The following is a 17454-nucleotide window of genomic DNA, read 5'->3' on the forward strand; positions in this document are numbered from 1 at the left end:
GATTATGACTGGCTATCGTCACTAATACGCGAAGCCACGGCGCCAGACTGCCCTTTATATTTTGCGTCTTTACGGCGGTTATAAGGGTTTTCAGCAGGACCAGACATAGTTTCAAAACTAAGCGCACCAATTTTCATATAAGGGCGAAGCGCTAAAGGTAATTTTCCTGAATTATAAAATTCAAGTACGATATTACCCGACCAGCCCGGATCGATACGGTGTGCAGTCACATGCACCATTAAGCCTAAACGCGCAAGTGATGAGCGCCCATCAAGCCAACCTACAATGTCATCAGGTAAAGTGACACTTTCATGTGTAATTGCAAGCGCTAGTTCCCCTGGGTGTAGAAAAAAAGCTTCACCCTCTTCAAGAATAATTTCATCGCTCATAATTGATTCCATAGCAGCAGAAACCAATTCTTTTGGTCCACTTAAATCAACATAAGGCGCTTTGTGATCTTGAAAGACACGAAACTTATTACCTAACCTTAAATCTACCGTGACACCAGAAATCATGTCTTCTTTTGGCGCAGGTTCAATACTAATTTTACCCGCAGCTAGATGTTCTTTAATATGGGTATCACATAAACGCATAGTTAATCGTCCGTTATAATAATTTCGACGGGATTGCTGCCACTTCCTTGATAAAACAAATGACTAGCAACAAGTTTTGCCGCCCGATTATAAATGGCAACGAGCGCCTTGTCAGCATTATGTGAAAGAAACTCACCTTGCTCACCTACCTCTCTAATGCGATGTGCTAAAGGAACTTGTCCAAGTAAAGGAATATCAATACGCTGTGCCAGTTCCTTTCCGCCATCTTCGCCAAAGATATGGTTAACGCCATTACAATGTTGGCAATTAAAGTAACTCATATTCTCGATTAAGCCGAGGATCGGCACTTTCACTTTATTGAACATATCAATGCCTTTATTGGCATCTGCTAATGCTAAATCTTGCGGCGTTGTCACAATAACCGCACCACTGGCTGGAATTTTTTGTGACATGGTAAGTTGAATGTCGCCCGTACCAGGTGGCATATCAACAATTAAATAATCTAAATCTGGCCAAGCGGTTTCATTGAGAAGCTGCATCAATGCTGTTGATGCCATTGGCCCACGCCATACAGTGGCATCGCTTTTACCCAATAAAAACCCAATAGACTGCGCGACAAGTGCATTTTTTTCCATCGGTAAGAGGGTTTTATCATCTTTCGCTACGGGTGTTTCGTCTTCAAGACCTAATAACAGAGGAATAGATGGCCCGTAAATATCGGCATCTAAAATACCTACCTTGGCACCATTTTGCTTAAGTGCATTTGCAAGATTAACCGCACTGGTTGATTTGCCTACGCCACCTTTGCCACTTGCCACCAAAATAATATGTTTAATAGTACCGTGACGGTTAGGCTCCAATAGCTGAACTTGCACTCTAAGCGCAACAGGTTGCCCTAACTTCTCAGATAAAAAGTTTGCAATATCAGGTTGTTCACTTGATGCAGCAAAATGCAAAAGTAGCGATACGTTTAAGCTATCGCCCACTTCAACAGAAAGTAAGGTGGTTGCTTGCTGTAAACCAACGGGGAAAGTATCAGAACGATAATCTGCCAACAGCTGCGTAATACGTTCAATCAGTGATGAATTTTGCGCGTTAGTAACGGCTTTATCAGCTTGTTTTGACCCTGAGAAAAGATTTTTAATATTAAACATGTAAATCTGCATTTGGCTAATGAAATACGCGCTGGAATTATGTAATATTCCTGACCTTAACTCCAGTTATATACTTAGCTTGTTACTACATGAATTTCTATGTAACAGGTTAAGGGTTACCTAATGGGTAAATTTTTGGTGTTGTCACCACACTAGTTTACGGTAAACGATATGTCGCAAAGAAAAATCTTAATTACAAGTGCATTACCTTATGCAAATGGCCCAACGCACTTAGGCCATTTACTTGAATATATTCAAACTGATATCTGGTCTCGTTTCCAGAAGTTACGTGGTCATGAAGCGTATTATGTATGTGCCGATGATGCGCACGGTACGCCGATCATGCTTAACGCACAAAAACAAGGTATCACTCCAGAAGAAATGGTTGCCAATGTGAGTGTTGAGCGCCAACGCGATTTTGCCGATTTTCATATTAAGTTTGATAACTATCACAGTACGCATTCAGAAGAAAACAAAGCGTTTTCTGAGCTTATTTATAATCGTTTAAATGACGGTGGCTACATCAAAAAACGCACTATTTCGCAATTATTTGATGAAGAAAAAGGCATTTTCTTACCAGACCGCTTTGTAACGGGTACTTGCCCGCGCTGTAAAGCAGAAGATCAAAATGGCGACAGCTGTGATGTGTGTGGCGCAACCTATAGCCCTACTGAATTAGAATCACCAAAATCAGTAATGTCAGGTTCAACGCCTGTACTTAAAGATTCAGAGCACTACTTCTTCGACTTACCAGCGTTTGAAGACATGCTAAAAGCATGGCTAACATCTGGCGCAATCCAAGGTGAAATGGCAAACAAACTAAATGAATGGTTTGAAGATGGTCTACAGCAGTGGGATATCAGCCGCGATGCACCTTATTTTGGTTTTGAAATTCCAGGTGCCCCAGGCAAATACTTTTATGTATGGTTAGATGCACCTATTGGCTACATGGCAAGCTTTAAAAACTTATGTGATAAAACCGGCCTTGATTTTGACGCATTTTGGTCAACGGATTCAGAAGCTGAGCTTTACCACTTTATAGGTAAAGACATTGTCTATTTCCACAGCCTGTTTTGGCCTGCGATGCTTGAAGGTGCTGGCTTTAGAAAACCAAATAACGTATTTGCCCACGGTTTTGTAACCGTAAATGGCGCAAAAATGTCTAAGTCGAAAGGGACCTTTATTAAAGCCCGTACTTACTTAGATCACATTGAAAATCCAGAATATTTACGTTACTACTTTGCAGCTAAACTTAATTCAGGCATTACCGATTTAGACTTAAATCTGGATGATTTTGCCCAGCGAGTAAACTCTGACCTTGTAGGTAAAGTTGTTAATATCGCAAGCCGTTGTGCGGGTTTTATCGCTAAGAAGTTTGACGGTAAGCTAAGTGATGAAATTGCAGAGCCTGAGCTACTTGCTGAATTTGTAAATGCACAAGAGTCAGTAGCAGCGTCATTTGAAAACCGCGAATATAGCCGTGCGATTCGTGAAATCATGGCACTTGCAGATAAAGCAAATCAATACATTGATGCCAAAGCACCTTGGGTGTTAATTAAAGATGAAGCAACACAGCGTGATGCGCACTTGGTTTGCTCTATGGGTATCAACTTATTTAAGTTATTAATGACTTATTTAAAGCCTGTGTTACCTGCAATGGCCGAGCAAGTTGAAACCTTCTTAAATACCGAATTAACGTGGCAAAGTATCAATACTGCGCTAACTAGTCATGAAATCAGCAAGTTCAAAGCATTAATGCAGCGAGTTGAAATGGATAAGGTAAATGCTATGGTTGAAGAATCTAAAGAAAGTTTAGCGCCAGCAAAACCTCTGATTGATCCTAATAGCCCACTTGCGAAAGAGCCAATCGCAGATGAAATTGAGTTTAATGATTTTGCAAAAGTAGATTTGCGTGTGGCAAAAATTGCCAAAGCTGAACACGTTGAAGGCGCAGAAAAGCTGCTTAAACTAACGCTTGATTTAGGCGGCGAAACACGCCAAGTATTTGCAGGTATCAAATCAGCATATCAACCTGAAGATATCGAAGGCAAACTAACAGTGATGGTTGCAAACCTTAAACCGCGTAAGATGCGCTTTGGCATGTCAGAAGGTATGGTACTTGCAGCAGGCCCTGGTGGAAAAGAGATTTATATCTTAAACCCAGATGACGGCTCAGAGCCAGGTATGCGTGTAATGTAATTACCAAGCACAAGCAAAAAAAACCGCTATTTAGCGGTTTTTTTGTTTTAAGGCTTAGCGAGAATAAACTCAATAGCATCTTACATAAGCAATTGGTGATTACGCGTGGATCTGTTTGATTGAACGCATAAAAGACTGATATGCGGTACTAATTTCTTTTTGTGAATCATTCTTCAAAGCCTGCTCTAAAGATTTGGCCATATTGCCAAGCTCAGCAAAACCAAACATGCCCGCAGCGCCATAAATTGCATGGCAAAGTTTGGCAAGTTCTGGATTGTCTCCCAAACAAAATAAATGTTCAGCAAGGGCTTTTTGCTCAGTTAAGTTATTGATAAATTGCAGCCGCATAATTTGTAAGTCTTGCTCAGGAATTGCAGCCACCTCAATTGGCACATCAATATACTTGCTCAATTTCTCATAAAATTCGTTTTTATCGATTGGTTTTGCAATATGATCGTCAAAACCGACAGATAAATAATGTTTGATCTCATCAGTCATTGCATTAGCAGTAAGCGCTAAAATTGGGCACGACACACCGGTAGAACGCATTAAATCATGGGCTTCTAAGCCATCCATCACTGGCATTTGAATATCAAGCAGGATAATGTCAAATTCATCATTAAGCGTGGCTTCAACCGCCTCTTTGCCGTTATTCGCACTGACAATGCTAAAACCTAAGTTTTCAAGCATGCGTTTTATCAGCACTCGGTTGTCTGGGTGATCTTCTGCAAGCAAAATTTTACCTTCAAGTTTTTTAATTGCCGCATTACGTTTTGTGCTTTGTTCGCTTTCTTTAGTTATTTGATATGAATCGAGCCACTGCGTTTCCGTAGTCGTATAACATGGCAAGGTAAAACTAAATTTAGAGCCTTTGCCTTCCTTACTAGATACCGACATAGTGCCACCTAAGCGCTCAACAAGGTTCTTTGAAATATGAAGGCCTAATCCAGTACCGCCATATTGTCTGGTAGTAGACAGATCCCCTTGATGAAACGGACTAAATAACTTTTCAAGTGATCCTTTATCCATACCAATACCGGTATCCACAATCGTCACTTTTAGATCGTCATCTTCCATTTCAACTTTAATGCTCACACTGCCTTTTTGCGTAAATTTAACTGAGTTACTGGTGAGGTTCAGTAAGATTTGGCGTAAACGCACAGGATCCGACATAATTTTATTCGGCAGTGGAAAATGATAATCAATATTAAATTCGAGCCCTTTATCACGTACTTGACGGCCAAGAATAGATCCCACCTCAGACATTAACTGGAAGATATTGGTAGGCACTTGTTCAATTGTCAGCTTGTTGGCCTCGATTTTGGATACATCTAATATATCGTTAATCAAGCTCAATAAGTGTTTACTGTTTTTTTGAATTACTCTTAGGCCATGGCGCTGCTCGTCAGGCGTTAGCGTATCGTCGCTGTTTAATGTATCAATGTAGCCTAAAATCGACGTCATGGGTGTGCGAATTTCATGACTCATATTTGCTAAAAAGCGCGACTTAGCAAGGTTTGCGTCTTTTAGCTCTTCGGTTAGCACTTCAAGTGCAGTGGTACGTTCTTTTACTTTTAACTCTAGGTTTTGGCTTAAATCGAAATTTTGTTTGTTAATTAAGCGAAGCTTATCTGCAACGGCAAACGCTAATAATAATGCATCGAGGGTTGTGCCTATTAAGCCATACAAATAAAAATTAGCATTAAAATCTGGCAGTAAACCAAGGTTATTTAAATTGCCCACCATATTTGGCAGCAACATCGCAATATAAGCCAAAATAAAGTATCGGGCAGGTTTAAAACCATGTTGCCAGCTTAAAAGGCCAGCCGCCATTCCAATCACCATCATAATGCCGGTAACAATCGTTGCCCAAATAAAGCCAAAACCCGGCATAAAAAAGCTAATAGGTACACCAACTAATGCCACAATACCTATGCCAATGGCTGCTTTAGCAAGTTGTGGGAAGCGCTCATCTAATCTTAAAAATGGAATGAAAAAGAGCGCGTTGGTGAGTGGTAGTAAAATAAACCCTAGCCAGTGTACTTGCGCACTGTTAATACCAAATAGCTGTTGTGGAATTAAAAAGAAATGGCTCCATGCAAACACCCAAGATGCGGTAAACAGCGCATAATGTAGATGCATTTTTTCACGTGATACGAAGTAAATAAGTAAATTATATAATCCAAGCGCAATACCAATGCCGAAACAAAGCAACATGATGGTCGAATTAACCGTCGATGATTGCGCGAATTCAGCATCTTCATAAAGGGTGATTTTTGGCGCAGTATAAAAATAATCACTGCTAATACGCACAATAACCATGTAGTGCTCGCCTTTGGCTAATTGCACTTTATTGGCAAAATGAAAAGGCGTATTTAGTGGATGATCTGCCCCAGAAACGGAAACTTGAGTATTACGCTTGTCATATACACGCAACTCAATGTTATCAGCCATAAAATTGGCTGGCGCAAACACGTAGTCACCTGAAGGTAATTCATTTTTAAATGATAAAGCGTACCACACCTCATCACCGAAAATATTTGGCCGTTTTGTTTCGTGTTTTTTGTGTTGCCATGTCGTTGCTTCAGCATAATTAAGCGGGAAACTAAGGGGCTGTTCTGAACCTATTTGAATTGACTTGGCGAGTAAATTGGTTGAAAGCTCATTTTCAGTCAATGTGATAGATGCCAGCACTTGTTTGCTGAACAATAAAACACAGATTAATGCAAAAATAGTAACAAGTGTTTTTCTCATCTACCACATTCCGAGCAAGGCTTAAAATTGATATCGAAGATTTATACCATATTGACGCCCTTGCGCTTTAAAATCTTCTAACATGCCTAAAAATGAACTTAAGTCGAATTTTAAATGACTGTAGTGCTCATCTGTTAAGTTCTTGCCCCACAGGTTAACATGCCAACTAGCAATGCTATATGAAATATTTGCGTGCCATAGCAAAACATCGTCTTGCATTGCTGATTCGTTCATATTTTGGTCAAAGTAATATTCAGATTGGTAATCATTACCTATTGAAAATGCCAACTCACCACTACTAATATTCATTGAATAATTTACATTAGTTGCAATATTCCATTCTGATGTAAAAGGTAAACGGTGGTCGGTTAACTTATTACCAAGGGGATCGGTATATTCATCAAATTCAGCATGGGGTAAATAACCAATATTAAACGACACATCTAAATTACTGCCCAAATACCAAGTATTTTCAATTTCAGCACCATAAATCGTCGAAGATGCAACATTTTCAAGTAATTGTAATGGCGGAGCAGTTGGAATAGCACTCGCCTGATTCATAAAAACTTGCTGATCTTGATAATCATAATGAAAGGCTGCAGCTGAGATTTCCCAAGTGTTATCAAACAGTTCTGTGCGAAGGCCAAGCTCATTAGCAAGTAAATATTCAGGGCCGTAAGCAGCAAGTGCGGCTTGTTCTGGGGTTGCAATAAAACCACCATAATAGCCTCCACTTTTATACCCATTTGAAAGCGAGTAATACACTTGCATTCCACTTAAAGTTTGATAATTAAGTGCAATTTTTCCTGATACCTGATCATCGCTTTCACTGCCTGAAACAGTATAATAATCAATTGTCTGACCATTTAAATCACTCGGGTCTAAGACAATATTTAAATCACTTTGAGATTCGTAACGCGTTGTTTCATCGGTATAACGCGCACCTAGCACAACCGTAAATTGATTACTTACTTTCCAGTCAAACTGCGCAAACAATGCTGTCGATTCAATGTTAATGTTATTGTCGTAATAAAAGGTCGTGGTTAGTGTTGGATCTAATATTCCTCTGAAATCACGTAAAATATCATTAAAATTAGCTTGTTTAATATCTTCATGAAGGTAATAAATACCCGCCATTAAATGGCCCATGTCAAAGGCACTTGATAAACGTAACTCTTGGCTAAACGCATCATCTTTGGTGCCTAAGTGCCCTTCACACAACTGTGCTGGACTACCATCGCAATTAAAACCATGGTCACGATTAAGCGAGTTATAAGCAGTAATACTGGTAAGTTCAAGTTTGTCATTAAATTGGTAATTCAGTTTTAATGAAGCCCCAACATTTTCAGTATCATGTTCTTGTTCGTTGTTTACCATGACATCAAAAAAGCGCTCACTGCCATCATTAAAGCCAAAAGCATCAAAGCAATCATTTGAGCCTAACTCACCCACGCTACACAGCACACCATTAGTAGGATCTTTAAAAATACCGATAGAGCCAACGGGATTTACCGTGCCATTCCAATCGTTGCCATTGATTTTAAAGAGCATATCTAACTTATCCCACTGCCCTAATAAGGCAACGCGATAATCAGTTTGCACCATACCAGCTTGTTTTGAACCAGGTAGTAAATTGTTGGTAGAGTAATCATATTCTTTACTGCTCACAGCAATTCGCGTAGCTAAATTGTCAGAAAGCGGGAGATTGGCAACACCTTCCAGTAAACCAAAATCTAAATTGCCACGGCCAACTTTAATGTAACCATCTAGAGTGTTGAGCTCAGGGAGTTTATTACGAATTAAAATCGCACCGCCTGTGCTATTGCGTCCAAATAACGTGCCTTGTGGACCACGAAGTACTTCAATACTTTCTAAATCAAATAAATTCACTAGTTGGTTATTTGCAGCTCCAACAGTGACATCATCTTGGTAAATGGCGATGGGTGAAGTATTAGACGTGTTGTAATCTATTAAACCAACACCACGAATATTAATTGCGGGTGTTGTGCCTTCAGCGGCATTTTGTGAAATTTTAACATTAGGAATGAGATGGCCTATCGCAGTAACATCCTTTAATTGCTCTTTATCGACTTGTTCGCCATCAATAGCCGAAAGCGTAACCGTTACTTGTTTAATCGGTTGTGCACGTTTGGTGGCATAGACTTCTATGACTTCCATATCTTGTTTTGATATTTGCGCAAAAGAAGGGGCGCAAGCGAGAGCACAGGCAACATAAAGTGAGCGTAATTTCATACGAAAGCAATCTTTTTGTTAGTTATAAATCTAAGTATAATCAATGAATTGCAAAGGTACTAATTTTTTAACTATTGTACCTCAAACCCATCAAACTGTTTGGTTTGAATATAATCCCAAGATACTTTTTCAACGTCAGCTTGGCTGGGACCTTGTTCTAGAAACTCAGTAAACTTAATCAATTTTAAATCTTGGCCAGTTGCTTCAACTTCAACCTCACCATTGGCAAGGTTTTTTGCATAACCACAAATGCCTAATTGTTCAGCCACCTGTTTAACCGATGCACGATAAAAAACACCCTGTACTCTGCCAGCAACAATGGCTTTTAAAGTTCGCTCAGACATAACAACACCAATTTAAATCGATTGTTTAATCAAACTTAGTCGGTGACTATGGGATTGCCAAATTTTTCATAATATTTTGCAAATTCAGCCTCTAATTTGGCTGTTTGATCAGTTGCTTTTAAATTTGAAAAAAAGTTAAGTGCATTTTTGCGGCCAGTTTCATTAAAATTTTCAGACTGAGGATTAATAAAGCCATGCTCAAAAGGTGCACGGTACAGTGACAAGTTTTTATTTTTGGCAAGCGTGTTAAGTACATCTTCTTGATTAAAGTGGCGCTCAAATTTTGCAAACACTATTTGCCATGGGCAAATGACGTTAGTCTCTAAATAATGACGTATTTGCCCTGGGTAAAACGCAATCCCTTGAACTAACGCCGGAAAAGTATTTTGACTTGCCCAAATAGCTGCGCCACCGGCACTGAAACCCAGTACAACTTCTGTCTCATTGGCGCCTTCTACAGTGTTAATGCGGGCAGTATAATTTTCCATACCACCCATCTTTAAAAAAGTGTGATATGCATCCGATTCACTGTTAAATCGCGGCGGGGTTTGTACGTAAGGAGAGATAGAAGTGACTAAATGGTATTTACTTAAGCGTTCACAAAGTTCCAAATGCGATGCGGTTTCACCAAAAATATCACTCGCTATAAGTATGTTCATTGCAATAAGCCCTTGCTCAAAAGCGTATTCTACTTGTAAGCACCTACGAGGTTAACTAAAATAACGACCTTTTTTAGCTGCAACAATTGGAGCCACTATGTCTGGGGTTATTTATCTTCAACCAGGGCGTGAAAAGTCGCTAAAGCGCAAACACCCATGGATTTTTTCTAAAGCCATTAAAAAAGTCAAAGGCAACCCAGGCTTAGGTGATACCGTAAGTGTTTATGATGCTGATGGTAAATTCTTAGCAATCGCGGCTTATAGCCCGCAATCACAAATTCGCGCACGTGTTTGGTCATTTGATGAAAACACGATGATCGATACTGACTTTTTCTATCATCGACTAAAACAAGCCCTGAGTCTTCGTGATTACGTCATTGAAGAAGGAGGCTTAACCGGATTTCGTCTGTGTGCAGCTGAATCGGATGGTTTACCGGGCATTACCATCGATAAATTTGATAACTATTTAGTGTGTCAATTATTAAGTGCAGGTGCAGAGCGCCATAAAGGGGATATTGTACAAGCACTTATTAAGCTGTTTCCAGGTTGTAATGTTTATGAACGCTCAGATGTGGATGTACGTAAAAAAGAAGGCCTTGAACCAATTACAGGCGTATTACACGGAAACGCGCCAACAAAGCCTGTAAAAATTCTGGAAAATGGCCTGGCATTAGAAGTTGATATTTTAGGCGGCCACAAAACTGGCTTTTATTTAGATCAGCGTGACAGTCGCAATGCTTTAAGCCGCTTTTCAAAAGATAAAACGGTACTTAACTGTTTCAGCTACACAGGTACATTTAGTTTATATGCACTAAAAGCAGGCTGTGAAAAAGTGACTAATGTGGATGTATCTGAAAGCGCATTAGCCATTGCAAAACGAAATGTTGAACATAACAATTTAGATTTATCTAAAGTGGATTTTATCAAACAAGACGTATTTAAATTGCTTCGTGAATACCGTGAGAAAGGCGTGCAATTTGATACCATCGTAATGGATCCACCAAAGTTTGCCGAAAGCAAAGCACAGCTAACGGGTGCCTGTCGTGGTTATAAAGACATTAATATGATTGCGATGCAAATTCTAAAACCGGGTGGCACGTTACTTACATTCTCATGCTCTGGCTTAATGGAACAAAACCTATTTCAAAAAGTGGTAGCAGATGCCGCACTTGATGCTGGACGTGAACTTCGTATCATGGAGCGCTTAAACCAAGCACCAGATCATCCGATTGCAGGTGAGTACCCTGAAGGGTTTTACTTAAAAGGCCTTATTTGTAAAGTGCTTTAGGTTTATTCAATAACCGTTCTACAAGGCATTTTCAACTACAGAGTTGGCCTCGCCCAACTCTCACTTCTAAATATTAAAGCGGGCGTTTGTTCGCTTTAATATGATAACTGCAACAAAAAATCCGCAAATACAACTCTATTGATAGCCACAAGTAGCTTATGCATACTTACCTTATAAATACTTTGCGCGTTATCTTAAGCCAACACAATTACACTTTACCTTAGCAACATACTACAGAATGGCAACGTCCTAGCATTCGAAATAGTGCTCTCCAAATTTGATCGAAATACGGGAAATCGCGTATGTTATGGTTATTTAAATCCCTCCGGAGTCATTAATGAGCGCAATCCAACAAACCTTCAAACTCGGTTTTCCCTGGCAGACATTCGACCCTTTCCTTTTTTGTGTCTACCACAATGATAAATTCCCCAAAGGTAATGGCAACTTTGGGCCAAAAGCGTCACTAGAAGGCAGAAATATAGGCCAGGATTTCGCGTGGAAAGACGGTTGGAATATGTACCATGGAACAAAAGTGCCTGGGTTCCCCGGCCACCCGCACCGAGGGTTTGAAACCATAACAGTGGTTAATGAAGGGCTGGTCGATCATGCGGATTCACTTAGCGCTGCTGGACGTTACGGTGGTGGTGATACCCAGTGGATGACGGCCGGAAAAGGCGTGCAGCATTCAGAGATGTTTCCGCTGGTTAATACCGATTCACCAAACCCGTTAGAGTTATTTCAAATATGGCTTAACCTCCCCGCTGTTAATAAAATGAGTTCACCTGACTTCAAAATGCTATGGCGAGAAGAAATACCTGTTGTAAATGTGAGTGATGGTAATAAAACCTCGACGATTAAGATTATTGCTGGCGAATTTGAGGGTCATAAACCGCCATCTCCACCAGCAAATTCTTGGGCTGCGGTGTCATCAAACGAAGTAGCGGTATGGCAAATCAAAATCCCGCAAGGTGGCTCAATAACAATACCCGCAGCCTCAAAAGGTTTAAATCGAGTGCTGTATTTGTTTGAAGGTCAATCGGTGAACATAGACAAACAGGCTTTGTCATTGAATTACGGTGCAAAATTACACTCAGACCATGCAGTAACAATCACTGCTGATGAAGAGCCAGCACAATTGTTAATGTTGCAGGGACGCCCTATCAACGAGCCCATCGTACGATACGGTCCGTTTGTGATGAATTCGGAAGCAGAAATACACCAAGCCTTTGAAGACTTTAGACAAACTCAGTTTGGTGGCTGGCCTTGGGATTCGATTGAACCGACCCACGAACACGCCAAAGGACGCTTTGCTAAATATATTGACGGACGCCTAGTCGAAAAGGAGCTCTGAGTTCCGCTCTTTATATGAAGTAAAACCAGAGCCTAACTGCTCGGGATTGCTTACGAATCAAAAACTTGTGAACGAGTAATTTTGTTGAGCTTTTGCGAGCCTGAAAGGTTAACATGCAAAGGCTTTATTTGTAATATGCTTTAGCCTAATGTCAGTCAGATCCTATTTATGGATCTTACAGCTAGTTTTATATTGTTCGGAATTAACAATCCCCGCCTCCGCCTGAACAATCACTTCCCCCGCTTGAGCTACCACTGCCACTCATAAAGCCACCACCACCCAAAAATCCGCTGCTGTCTGCACTACTGCGGTCACTAGCAAAACTCGGGTTAATTGCTGCTTTTATAATTGAAGTAATAATTAGCAGTGTAAAAATAAGTGGGCAAACAATTGCTTGCATCGTTGAATCGGAATACACATCCGTACAATACCCAGATGTCACTAAACCAAATAAAATGATTATCCATGATCGCATATTTAAATCCTTTGCTTGAACTCACAACATCTTCAACAGTATCAGTTAAAGTAGTTAAATTCAAAGCGAGAGACAATCAATAAATTGACTCAGCAATGCGTACTTTGAACATTAAAAAAGGAGCTTAATGCTCCTTTTTTAGTTTATTTCTAACACTTCTAATCCCAGTAAGAATTCTTTTTCTTCTACTTCACTGCACCTCACAACTCTCGCTAACGCGTCAAGTGATGGCACACTGTTGTTACTGGCATCAATTCGCACTTTTACCTCTGTTGCTACTTCTAAAGGTTCGTCAATTTCAATCGACATACCACTGGCACTTAAATCGCGGCATACTCCATCAATTTTTCTTCCGGCTTCAGAGTCTAAAATGACGAGCTGCGCTTCTGCATTTACCAGCATGCGAAAAAAATTACGTTTATCTTCATACAACATTAGATTTCCCCTAAACTTCCTGTCGCAGGACTATTATTACCACAGCAAAATGCGTTTTCCAATAACAAAAAATTTACATTTCTTTCTGTTTTTTATTCAGAACCGCACTCTTTAATCGCGTTTTGTATACGCTTCAACGAGATAGGATACGCTGTTCCTAAATTCTGGGCAAATAAAGAAATGCGTAACTCTTCTATCATCCACCTGACTTCTTCAAGTTTTTGCTTTTCTGTATTAGAGCGCGCCTTGCCAATGGCCTCTTTTAAAATGTGCTCAGCCTTTTCAACATCCAGCATTTTTAATTTATCTTGATGTGGATCGATAGGCAGTTTTTCTAATCGGCGCTCTACGCCTTTTAGATAGCGAATCACATCTTTAATGCGCGCCGCACCATGGCTTGTTACAAAGCCTTTAAATATCAGTTTTGAAAGCTGCTCTTTAATATCACCTTGCGCCATGATCATGGTGAAATCCGATTTGCCTTTCAGTTTCTTGTTAAGGCTACTGACCAAACTCAGTGCCGCTTCAACATCTAGGGCAATGGCAACAACGGCATCGCCGAGTTCGCCACGAATGGTTTCTTTGACATTATTAAATGACTGTTCATCACGAATATTACTATTCGACGCTAAAATGCTGTCAACCGCAGCCGCAATACAATCATCAATAAGCTCATTAATTTTACCAAACGGATTAAAATAAAGGCCTAGCTTGGCTTTGTTTGGCAGCTTTTGCTGTAAATATTTAATTGGCGATGGAATATTCAATAGCACTAAACGACGCAGGCCTTTCAAATGTGCCTCATCCGCTTTTTCTTTGGCATCAAACAACTTAATGCTGGTTGCTTTACCATCATCAACAAGTGCTGGATAGGCTTTGACTTCGTATTGACCTTGCTTTTGAACGTACGACGAAGGCAGCTCGCCAAAAGACCATTCAATTAAATCACTTTGCTCAATGCCTTTCTCTGCCACTTTGGCAAGGTTATCGTTGACTTTACCTTTAAGTTTTTCTTTAAGTTCATCTAAGTCAAAGCCGCTGGCAAGTAACTTATTGTTTTCATCTTTCACCGCAAATTGCAGTTTCAAATAAGCCGGCAATGCGCCGAAATCCCATTCTTGGCTTTTAATTGTCACACCCGACATGCGCAATAGGTGTTTACTAATAGCCTCAATAAAACTGCCCTGCATTGGCTCAAGCGAAGCCATTACAGCATCAGCATAATTCGGTGCTGGCACAAAGTTACGGCGTGTGGTTTTTGGCAATGATTTAATCAGCGCAGTAATTAACTCATGACGAAAAGCCGGTATATGCCAATCAAATCCCGTATTTTCAACTTGGTTTAGCAAGGCCAATGGAATTTGCACGACCACACCATCAAGTGCCTGTCCTGGTTCAAAATGATACTCAAGTGGTAAAAACAGGTTGTTCTGCTGCCAAACGTCTGGGTAGTTTTCTTTACTGATATGCGCAGCATCATGTTGCATTAATGCCGCTTTATCCATATGTAAGAATTTAGGTTCCGCTTTTTTCTGTTTCTTCCACCAAGTATTAAACTCGACACGGCTGGTGATATTGTCTGGCAAGCGTTGGTGGTAAAAATCCATCAAGGTTTCTTCATCTACCAAAATGTCGCGACGACGTGCTTTGTGTTCAAGATCTTGTACTTCATCAATTAGTTTTTGATTGAAGTTTAAAAAGCTTTCACTCTGGCCAAGTTGCTGTTCAACCAATGCACTACGAATAAAAATTTCGCGGCTTAATTTGGCGTCAATTTTGTTAAATTGCACGCTTTTACGCGAAACGATGGTTAGGCCATACAAAGTTTGTTGCTCAAATGCCATAACCGCACCCGTTTTCTTTTGCCAGTGCGGTTCACTGTAACTGCGATTCACTAAATGCTGTGCCAGCGGTTCAACCCAAGCTAAATCAATTTTCGCATTAATACGGGCAAACAGTTTACTGGTTTCAACCAGTTCAGCCGCCACAAGCCATTTCGGTGATTTTTTGAAAAGGCCAGATCCTGGGAATACAAAAAACTTGCTTTGACGGGCCCCGGTATACATTTGGTTATCGTCTTTCATACCAATGTGACTGAGCATACCTGCCAAAATTGATTTATGAATTGCTTCATAATCACTGGGATTTTGATTAATCTTAAAACCCATTTCTTCACAGGTAGACACCAACTGGTAAACAATATCTTGCCATTCACGCACACGCATATAAGCCAAAAACTCGCTTTGACAGAGCTTTCTGAACTGGCTGCGCGATAACGCTTGTTGTTGCTCTTCTAAATAGCGCCATAAATTTAAATAGGCAATAAAGTCAGAGTCTTTATCAGCAAAACGGCCATGGCTTTCTTGTGCTTTGGCTTTTTTATCTTGAGGAAACTCTCGCGGGTCTTGAATCGATAACGCTGCCACAATCACAATAGCTTCAAACATAGCATCAAAGCCGTTGGCAGCATGGACTATTTTGGCAAGACGTGGATCAACAGGTAAACGGCTAAGCTCTTTACCCGCTTTTGTTAGCTTATAATCCTTTTTCCGAGTAACCGGTGTAATTGCTTGAATTTCTTCAAGTAAACGTAGGCCATCGGTAATATTTCGGTTATCTGGCGCCTGTACAAATGGGAATTCACTAATATCACCTAAACCAAGGGCTAACATTTGTAGAATGACTGAAGCAAGGTTTGTTCTTAAAATTTCAGGATCGGTAAATTCTGGACGACCTAAGAAGTCTTCTTCTGAATAAAGACGAATACAAATACCTTCAGCCACACGACCACATCGCCCTTTTCGCTGATTAGCACTGGCCTGCGAAATAGCCTCTATTGGAAGGCGCTGTACTTTGGTGCGATAGCTGTAACGGCTTATACGCGCTGTACCTGGGTCAATAACATAGCGAATGCCCGGTACCGTTAACGAGGTTTCAGCCACGTTGGTTGATAACACAATACGACGGCCCGAGTGCGAGGCAAAAATACGGTTTTGCTCAGCATTGGAAAGCCGCGCATAAAGTGGCAACACCTCAGTATTTGTAAGGCCACGTTTTGTGAGTGCATCGGCAGTATCGCGAATTTCACGCTCACCATTCATAAAAATAAGAATATCGCCCGGCCCTGCTTGCATTAGTTCATCAACTGCATCAAAAATCCCTTGTAGCTGATCGCCCTCAGCTTCCATTTCGGTTTTGTTGATTTCAGTTAACGGACGATAACGCACTTCCACAGGGTAAGTACGGCCCGACACTTCAATAATCGGCGCATTATTAAAATGTTTTGAAAATCGCTCTGGGTCGATGGTCGCAGAGGTAATAATCAGTTTTAAATCGGGGCGTTTCGGTAACAGGTTTTTCAAATAACCTAAAATAAAATCGATATTTAAACTGCGCTCATGCGCTTCATCGATAATAATGGTGTCGTATTGATTTAAAAATCGATCTTGTTGAATTTCCGCAAGTAACACACCATCTGTCATCAGTTTTAAATAGCTTGATTGTGAAACTTGATCGCTAAAACGAATTTTAAAACCCACTTTATCGCCAATGGTGGTACCAATTTCTTCAGCAACACGGGCTGCAACGCTTCGCGCCGCTAATCGACGTGGCTGGGTATGGCCAATTAGACCAGCAACACCACGGCCTAATTCCATACAAATTTTTGGCAACTGCGTGGTTTTACCTGAGCCGGTTTCACCCGCCACAATCACCACTTGGTTTTCACTAATAGCTTTTTTGATATCGTCTTTTTTCTGACTGACTGGCAGGTTTTCTGGGTAGCTTACTTTCGGTAGCTGCTTTAAGCGTAACTCACGCGCTGCAATACTTTTTTCAATATCTTGGGTGATAGTTGTTAGTACTTTTAACTGTTTTGCTTCATCACTTATTTTTTTGACACCATCAAGACGACGTTTAAAGAGAAACTGATCTTTTTTAAGGCAATTTTTTAGAAGTGAATACAGTTGCTGTTGTGGATTAGCCATAG

The 17454-nt window shown here is 40.4% G+C and carries 12 protein-coding genes; 3 read left to right on the top strand and 9 right to left on the bottom strand.

The window, feature by feature from the left end; translation table 11 throughout:
- Positions 1-2 precede the first annotated feature (2 nt).
- Entirely contained in the window at positions 3-593 is a 591-nt protein-coding gene (dcd, locus tag AAEU29_RS03880; protein ID WP_421972148.1) for a dCTP deaminase, read from the bottom strand.
- Between the two features lie 2 nt (positions 594-595).
- Positions 596-1708, bottom strand: coding sequence for an iron-sulfur cluster carrier protein ApbC (apbC, locus tag AAEU29_RS03885; protein ID WP_421972149.1), 1113 nt, complete (start codon positions 1706-1708; stop codon positions 596-598).
- A 171-nt stretch (positions 1709-1879) separates the two neighbouring features.
- Here apbC and metG point away from each other — a divergent pair, with 171 nt between their 5' ends.
- The gene (metG, locus tag AAEU29_RS03890) at positions 1880-3907 is read left to right on the top strand and encodes a methionine--tRNA ligase (protein ID WP_421972150.1); all 2028 of its coding nucleotides are present in this window, start codon (positions 1880-1882) and stop codon (positions 3905-3907) included.
- A 99-nt stretch (positions 3908-4006) separates the two neighbouring features.
- Here metG and AAEU29_RS03895 read toward each other — a convergent pair whose 3' ends face one another.
- From AAEU29_RS03895 to AAEU29_RS03910, 4 genes are all read right to left on the bottom strand, one after another.
- A complete protein-coding gene (locus tag AAEU29_RS03895) occupies positions 4007-6661 on the bottom strand; it encodes an ATP-binding protein (RefSeq protein WP_421972151.1) in 2655 nt (884 codons plus the stop codon).
- A 21-nt stretch (positions 6662-6682) separates the two neighbouring features.
- Positions 6683-8914 carry a TonB-dependent receptor gene (locus tag AAEU29_RS03900; protein ID WP_421972152.1) on the bottom strand — a complete coding sequence of 744 codons (2232 nt, stop codon included), beginning with the start codon at positions 8912-8914 and terminating at the stop codon, positions 6683-6685.
- Between the two features lie 71 nt (positions 8915-8985).
- The gene (locus AAEU29_RS03905; protein WP_038641204.1) at positions 8986-9258 is read right to left on the bottom strand and encodes an acylphosphatase; all 273 of its coding nucleotides are present in this window, start codon (positions 9256-9258) and stop codon (positions 8986-8988) included.
- Positions 9259-9293: 35 nt separating this feature from the next.
- Positions 9294-9917: a dienelactone hydrolase family protein gene (locus AAEU29_RS03910; protein WP_421972153.1), complete on the bottom strand. Its 624-nt coding sequence runs from the start codon at positions 9915-9917 to the stop codon at positions 9294-9296.
- Positions 9918-10014: 97 nt separating this feature from the next.
- Here AAEU29_RS03910 and AAEU29_RS03915 point away from each other — a divergent pair, with 97 nt between their 5' ends.
- Both AAEU29_RS03915 and AAEU29_RS03920 read left to right on the top strand, forming a co-directional pair.
- Positions 10015-11205, top strand: coding sequence for a class I SAM-dependent methyltransferase (locus AAEU29_RS03915; RefSeq protein WP_421972154.1), 1191 nt, complete (start codon positions 10015-10017; stop codon positions 11203-11205).
- A 514-nt stretch (positions 11206-11719) separates the two neighbouring features.
- Positions 11720-12556: a pirin family protein gene (locus AAEU29_RS03920; protein ID WP_421972155.1), complete on the top strand. Its 837-nt coding sequence runs from the start codon at positions 11720-11722 to the stop codon at positions 12554-12556.
- 202 nt (positions 12557-12758) lie between these two features.
- Here the strand turns inward: AAEU29_RS03920 and AAEU29_RS03925 are convergent, their stop codons facing one another.
- The 3 genes from AAEU29_RS03925 to hrpA form a co-directional block, all read right to left on the bottom strand.
- Positions 12759-13031, bottom strand: a complete 273-nt coding sequence (locus AAEU29_RS03925; RefSeq protein ID WP_421972156.1) for a hypothetical protein — start codon at positions 13029-13031, stop codon at positions 12759-12761.
- Between the two features lie 138 nt (positions 13032-13169).
- Positions 13170-13466, bottom strand: a complete 297-nt coding sequence (locus AAEU29_RS03930) for a PilZ domain-containing protein (protein WP_274762084.1) — start codon at positions 13464-13466, stop codon at positions 13170-13172.
- 92 nt (positions 13467-13558) lie between these two features.
- Positions 13559-17452: an ATP-dependent RNA helicase HrpA gene (hrpA, locus tag AAEU29_RS03935; protein WP_421972157.1), complete on the bottom strand. Its 3894-nt coding sequence runs from the start codon at positions 17450-17452 to the stop codon at positions 13559-13561.
- Between the last annotated feature and the right edge of the window lie 2 nt (positions 17453-17454).

It is taken from the genome of Pseudoalteromonas aquimarina (genome assembly GCF_049257255.1).
Taxonomy (GTDB): domain Bacteria; phylum Pseudomonadota; class Gammaproteobacteria; order Enterobacterales; family Alteromonadaceae; genus Pseudoalteromonas.

What these genes read in the sequence shown, in the direction of transcription:
- dcd (WP_421972148.1), bottom strand. Translation starts at nt 593, where the DNA reads ATGCGTTTATGTGATACCCATATTAAAGAACATCTAGCTGCGGGTAAA.
- apbC (WP_421972149.1), bottom strand. Translation starts at nt 1,708, where the DNA reads ATGTTTAATATTAAAAATCTTTTCTCAGGGTCAAAACAAGCTGATAAA.
- metG (WP_421972150.1), top strand. Translation starts at nt 1,880, where the DNA reads ATGTCGCAAAGAAAAATCTTAATTACAAGTGCATTACCTTATGCAAAT.
- AAEU29_RS03895 (WP_421972151.1), bottom strand. Translation starts at nt 6,661, where the DNA reads ATGAGAAAAACACTTGTTACTATTTTTGCATTAATCTGTGTTTTATTG.
- AAEU29_RS03900 (WP_421972152.1), bottom strand. Translation starts at nt 8,914, where the DNA reads ATGAAATTACGCTCACTTTATGTTGCCTGTGCTCTCGCTTGCGCCCCT.
- AAEU29_RS03905 (WP_038641204.1), bottom strand. Translation starts at nt 9,258, where the DNA reads ATGTCTGAGCGAACTTTAAAAGCCATTGTTGCTGGCAGAGTACAGGGT.
- AAEU29_RS03910 (WP_421972153.1), bottom strand. Translation starts at nt 9,917, where the DNA reads ATGAACATACTTATAGCGAGTGATATTTTTGGTGAAACCGCATCGCAT.
- AAEU29_RS03915 (WP_421972154.1), top strand. Translation starts at nt 10,015, where the DNA reads ATGTCTGGGGTTATTTATCTTCAACCAGGGCGTGAAAAGTCGCTAAAG.
- AAEU29_RS03920 (WP_421972155.1), top strand. Translation starts at nt 11,720, where the DNA reads ATGTACCATGGAACAAAAGTGCCTGGGTTCCCCGGCCACCCGCACCGA.
- AAEU29_RS03925 (WP_421972156.1), bottom strand. Translation starts at nt 13,031, where the DNA reads ATGCGATCATGGATAATCATTTTATTTGGTTTAGTGACATCTGGGTAT.
- AAEU29_RS03930 (WP_274762084.1), bottom strand. Translation starts at nt 13,466, where the DNA reads ATGTTGTATGAAGATAAACGTAATTTTTTTCGCATGCTGGTAAATGCA.
- hrpA (WP_421972157.1), bottom strand. Translation starts at nt 17,452, where the DNA reads ATGGCTAATCCACAACAGCAACTGTATTCACTTCTAAAAAATTGCCTT.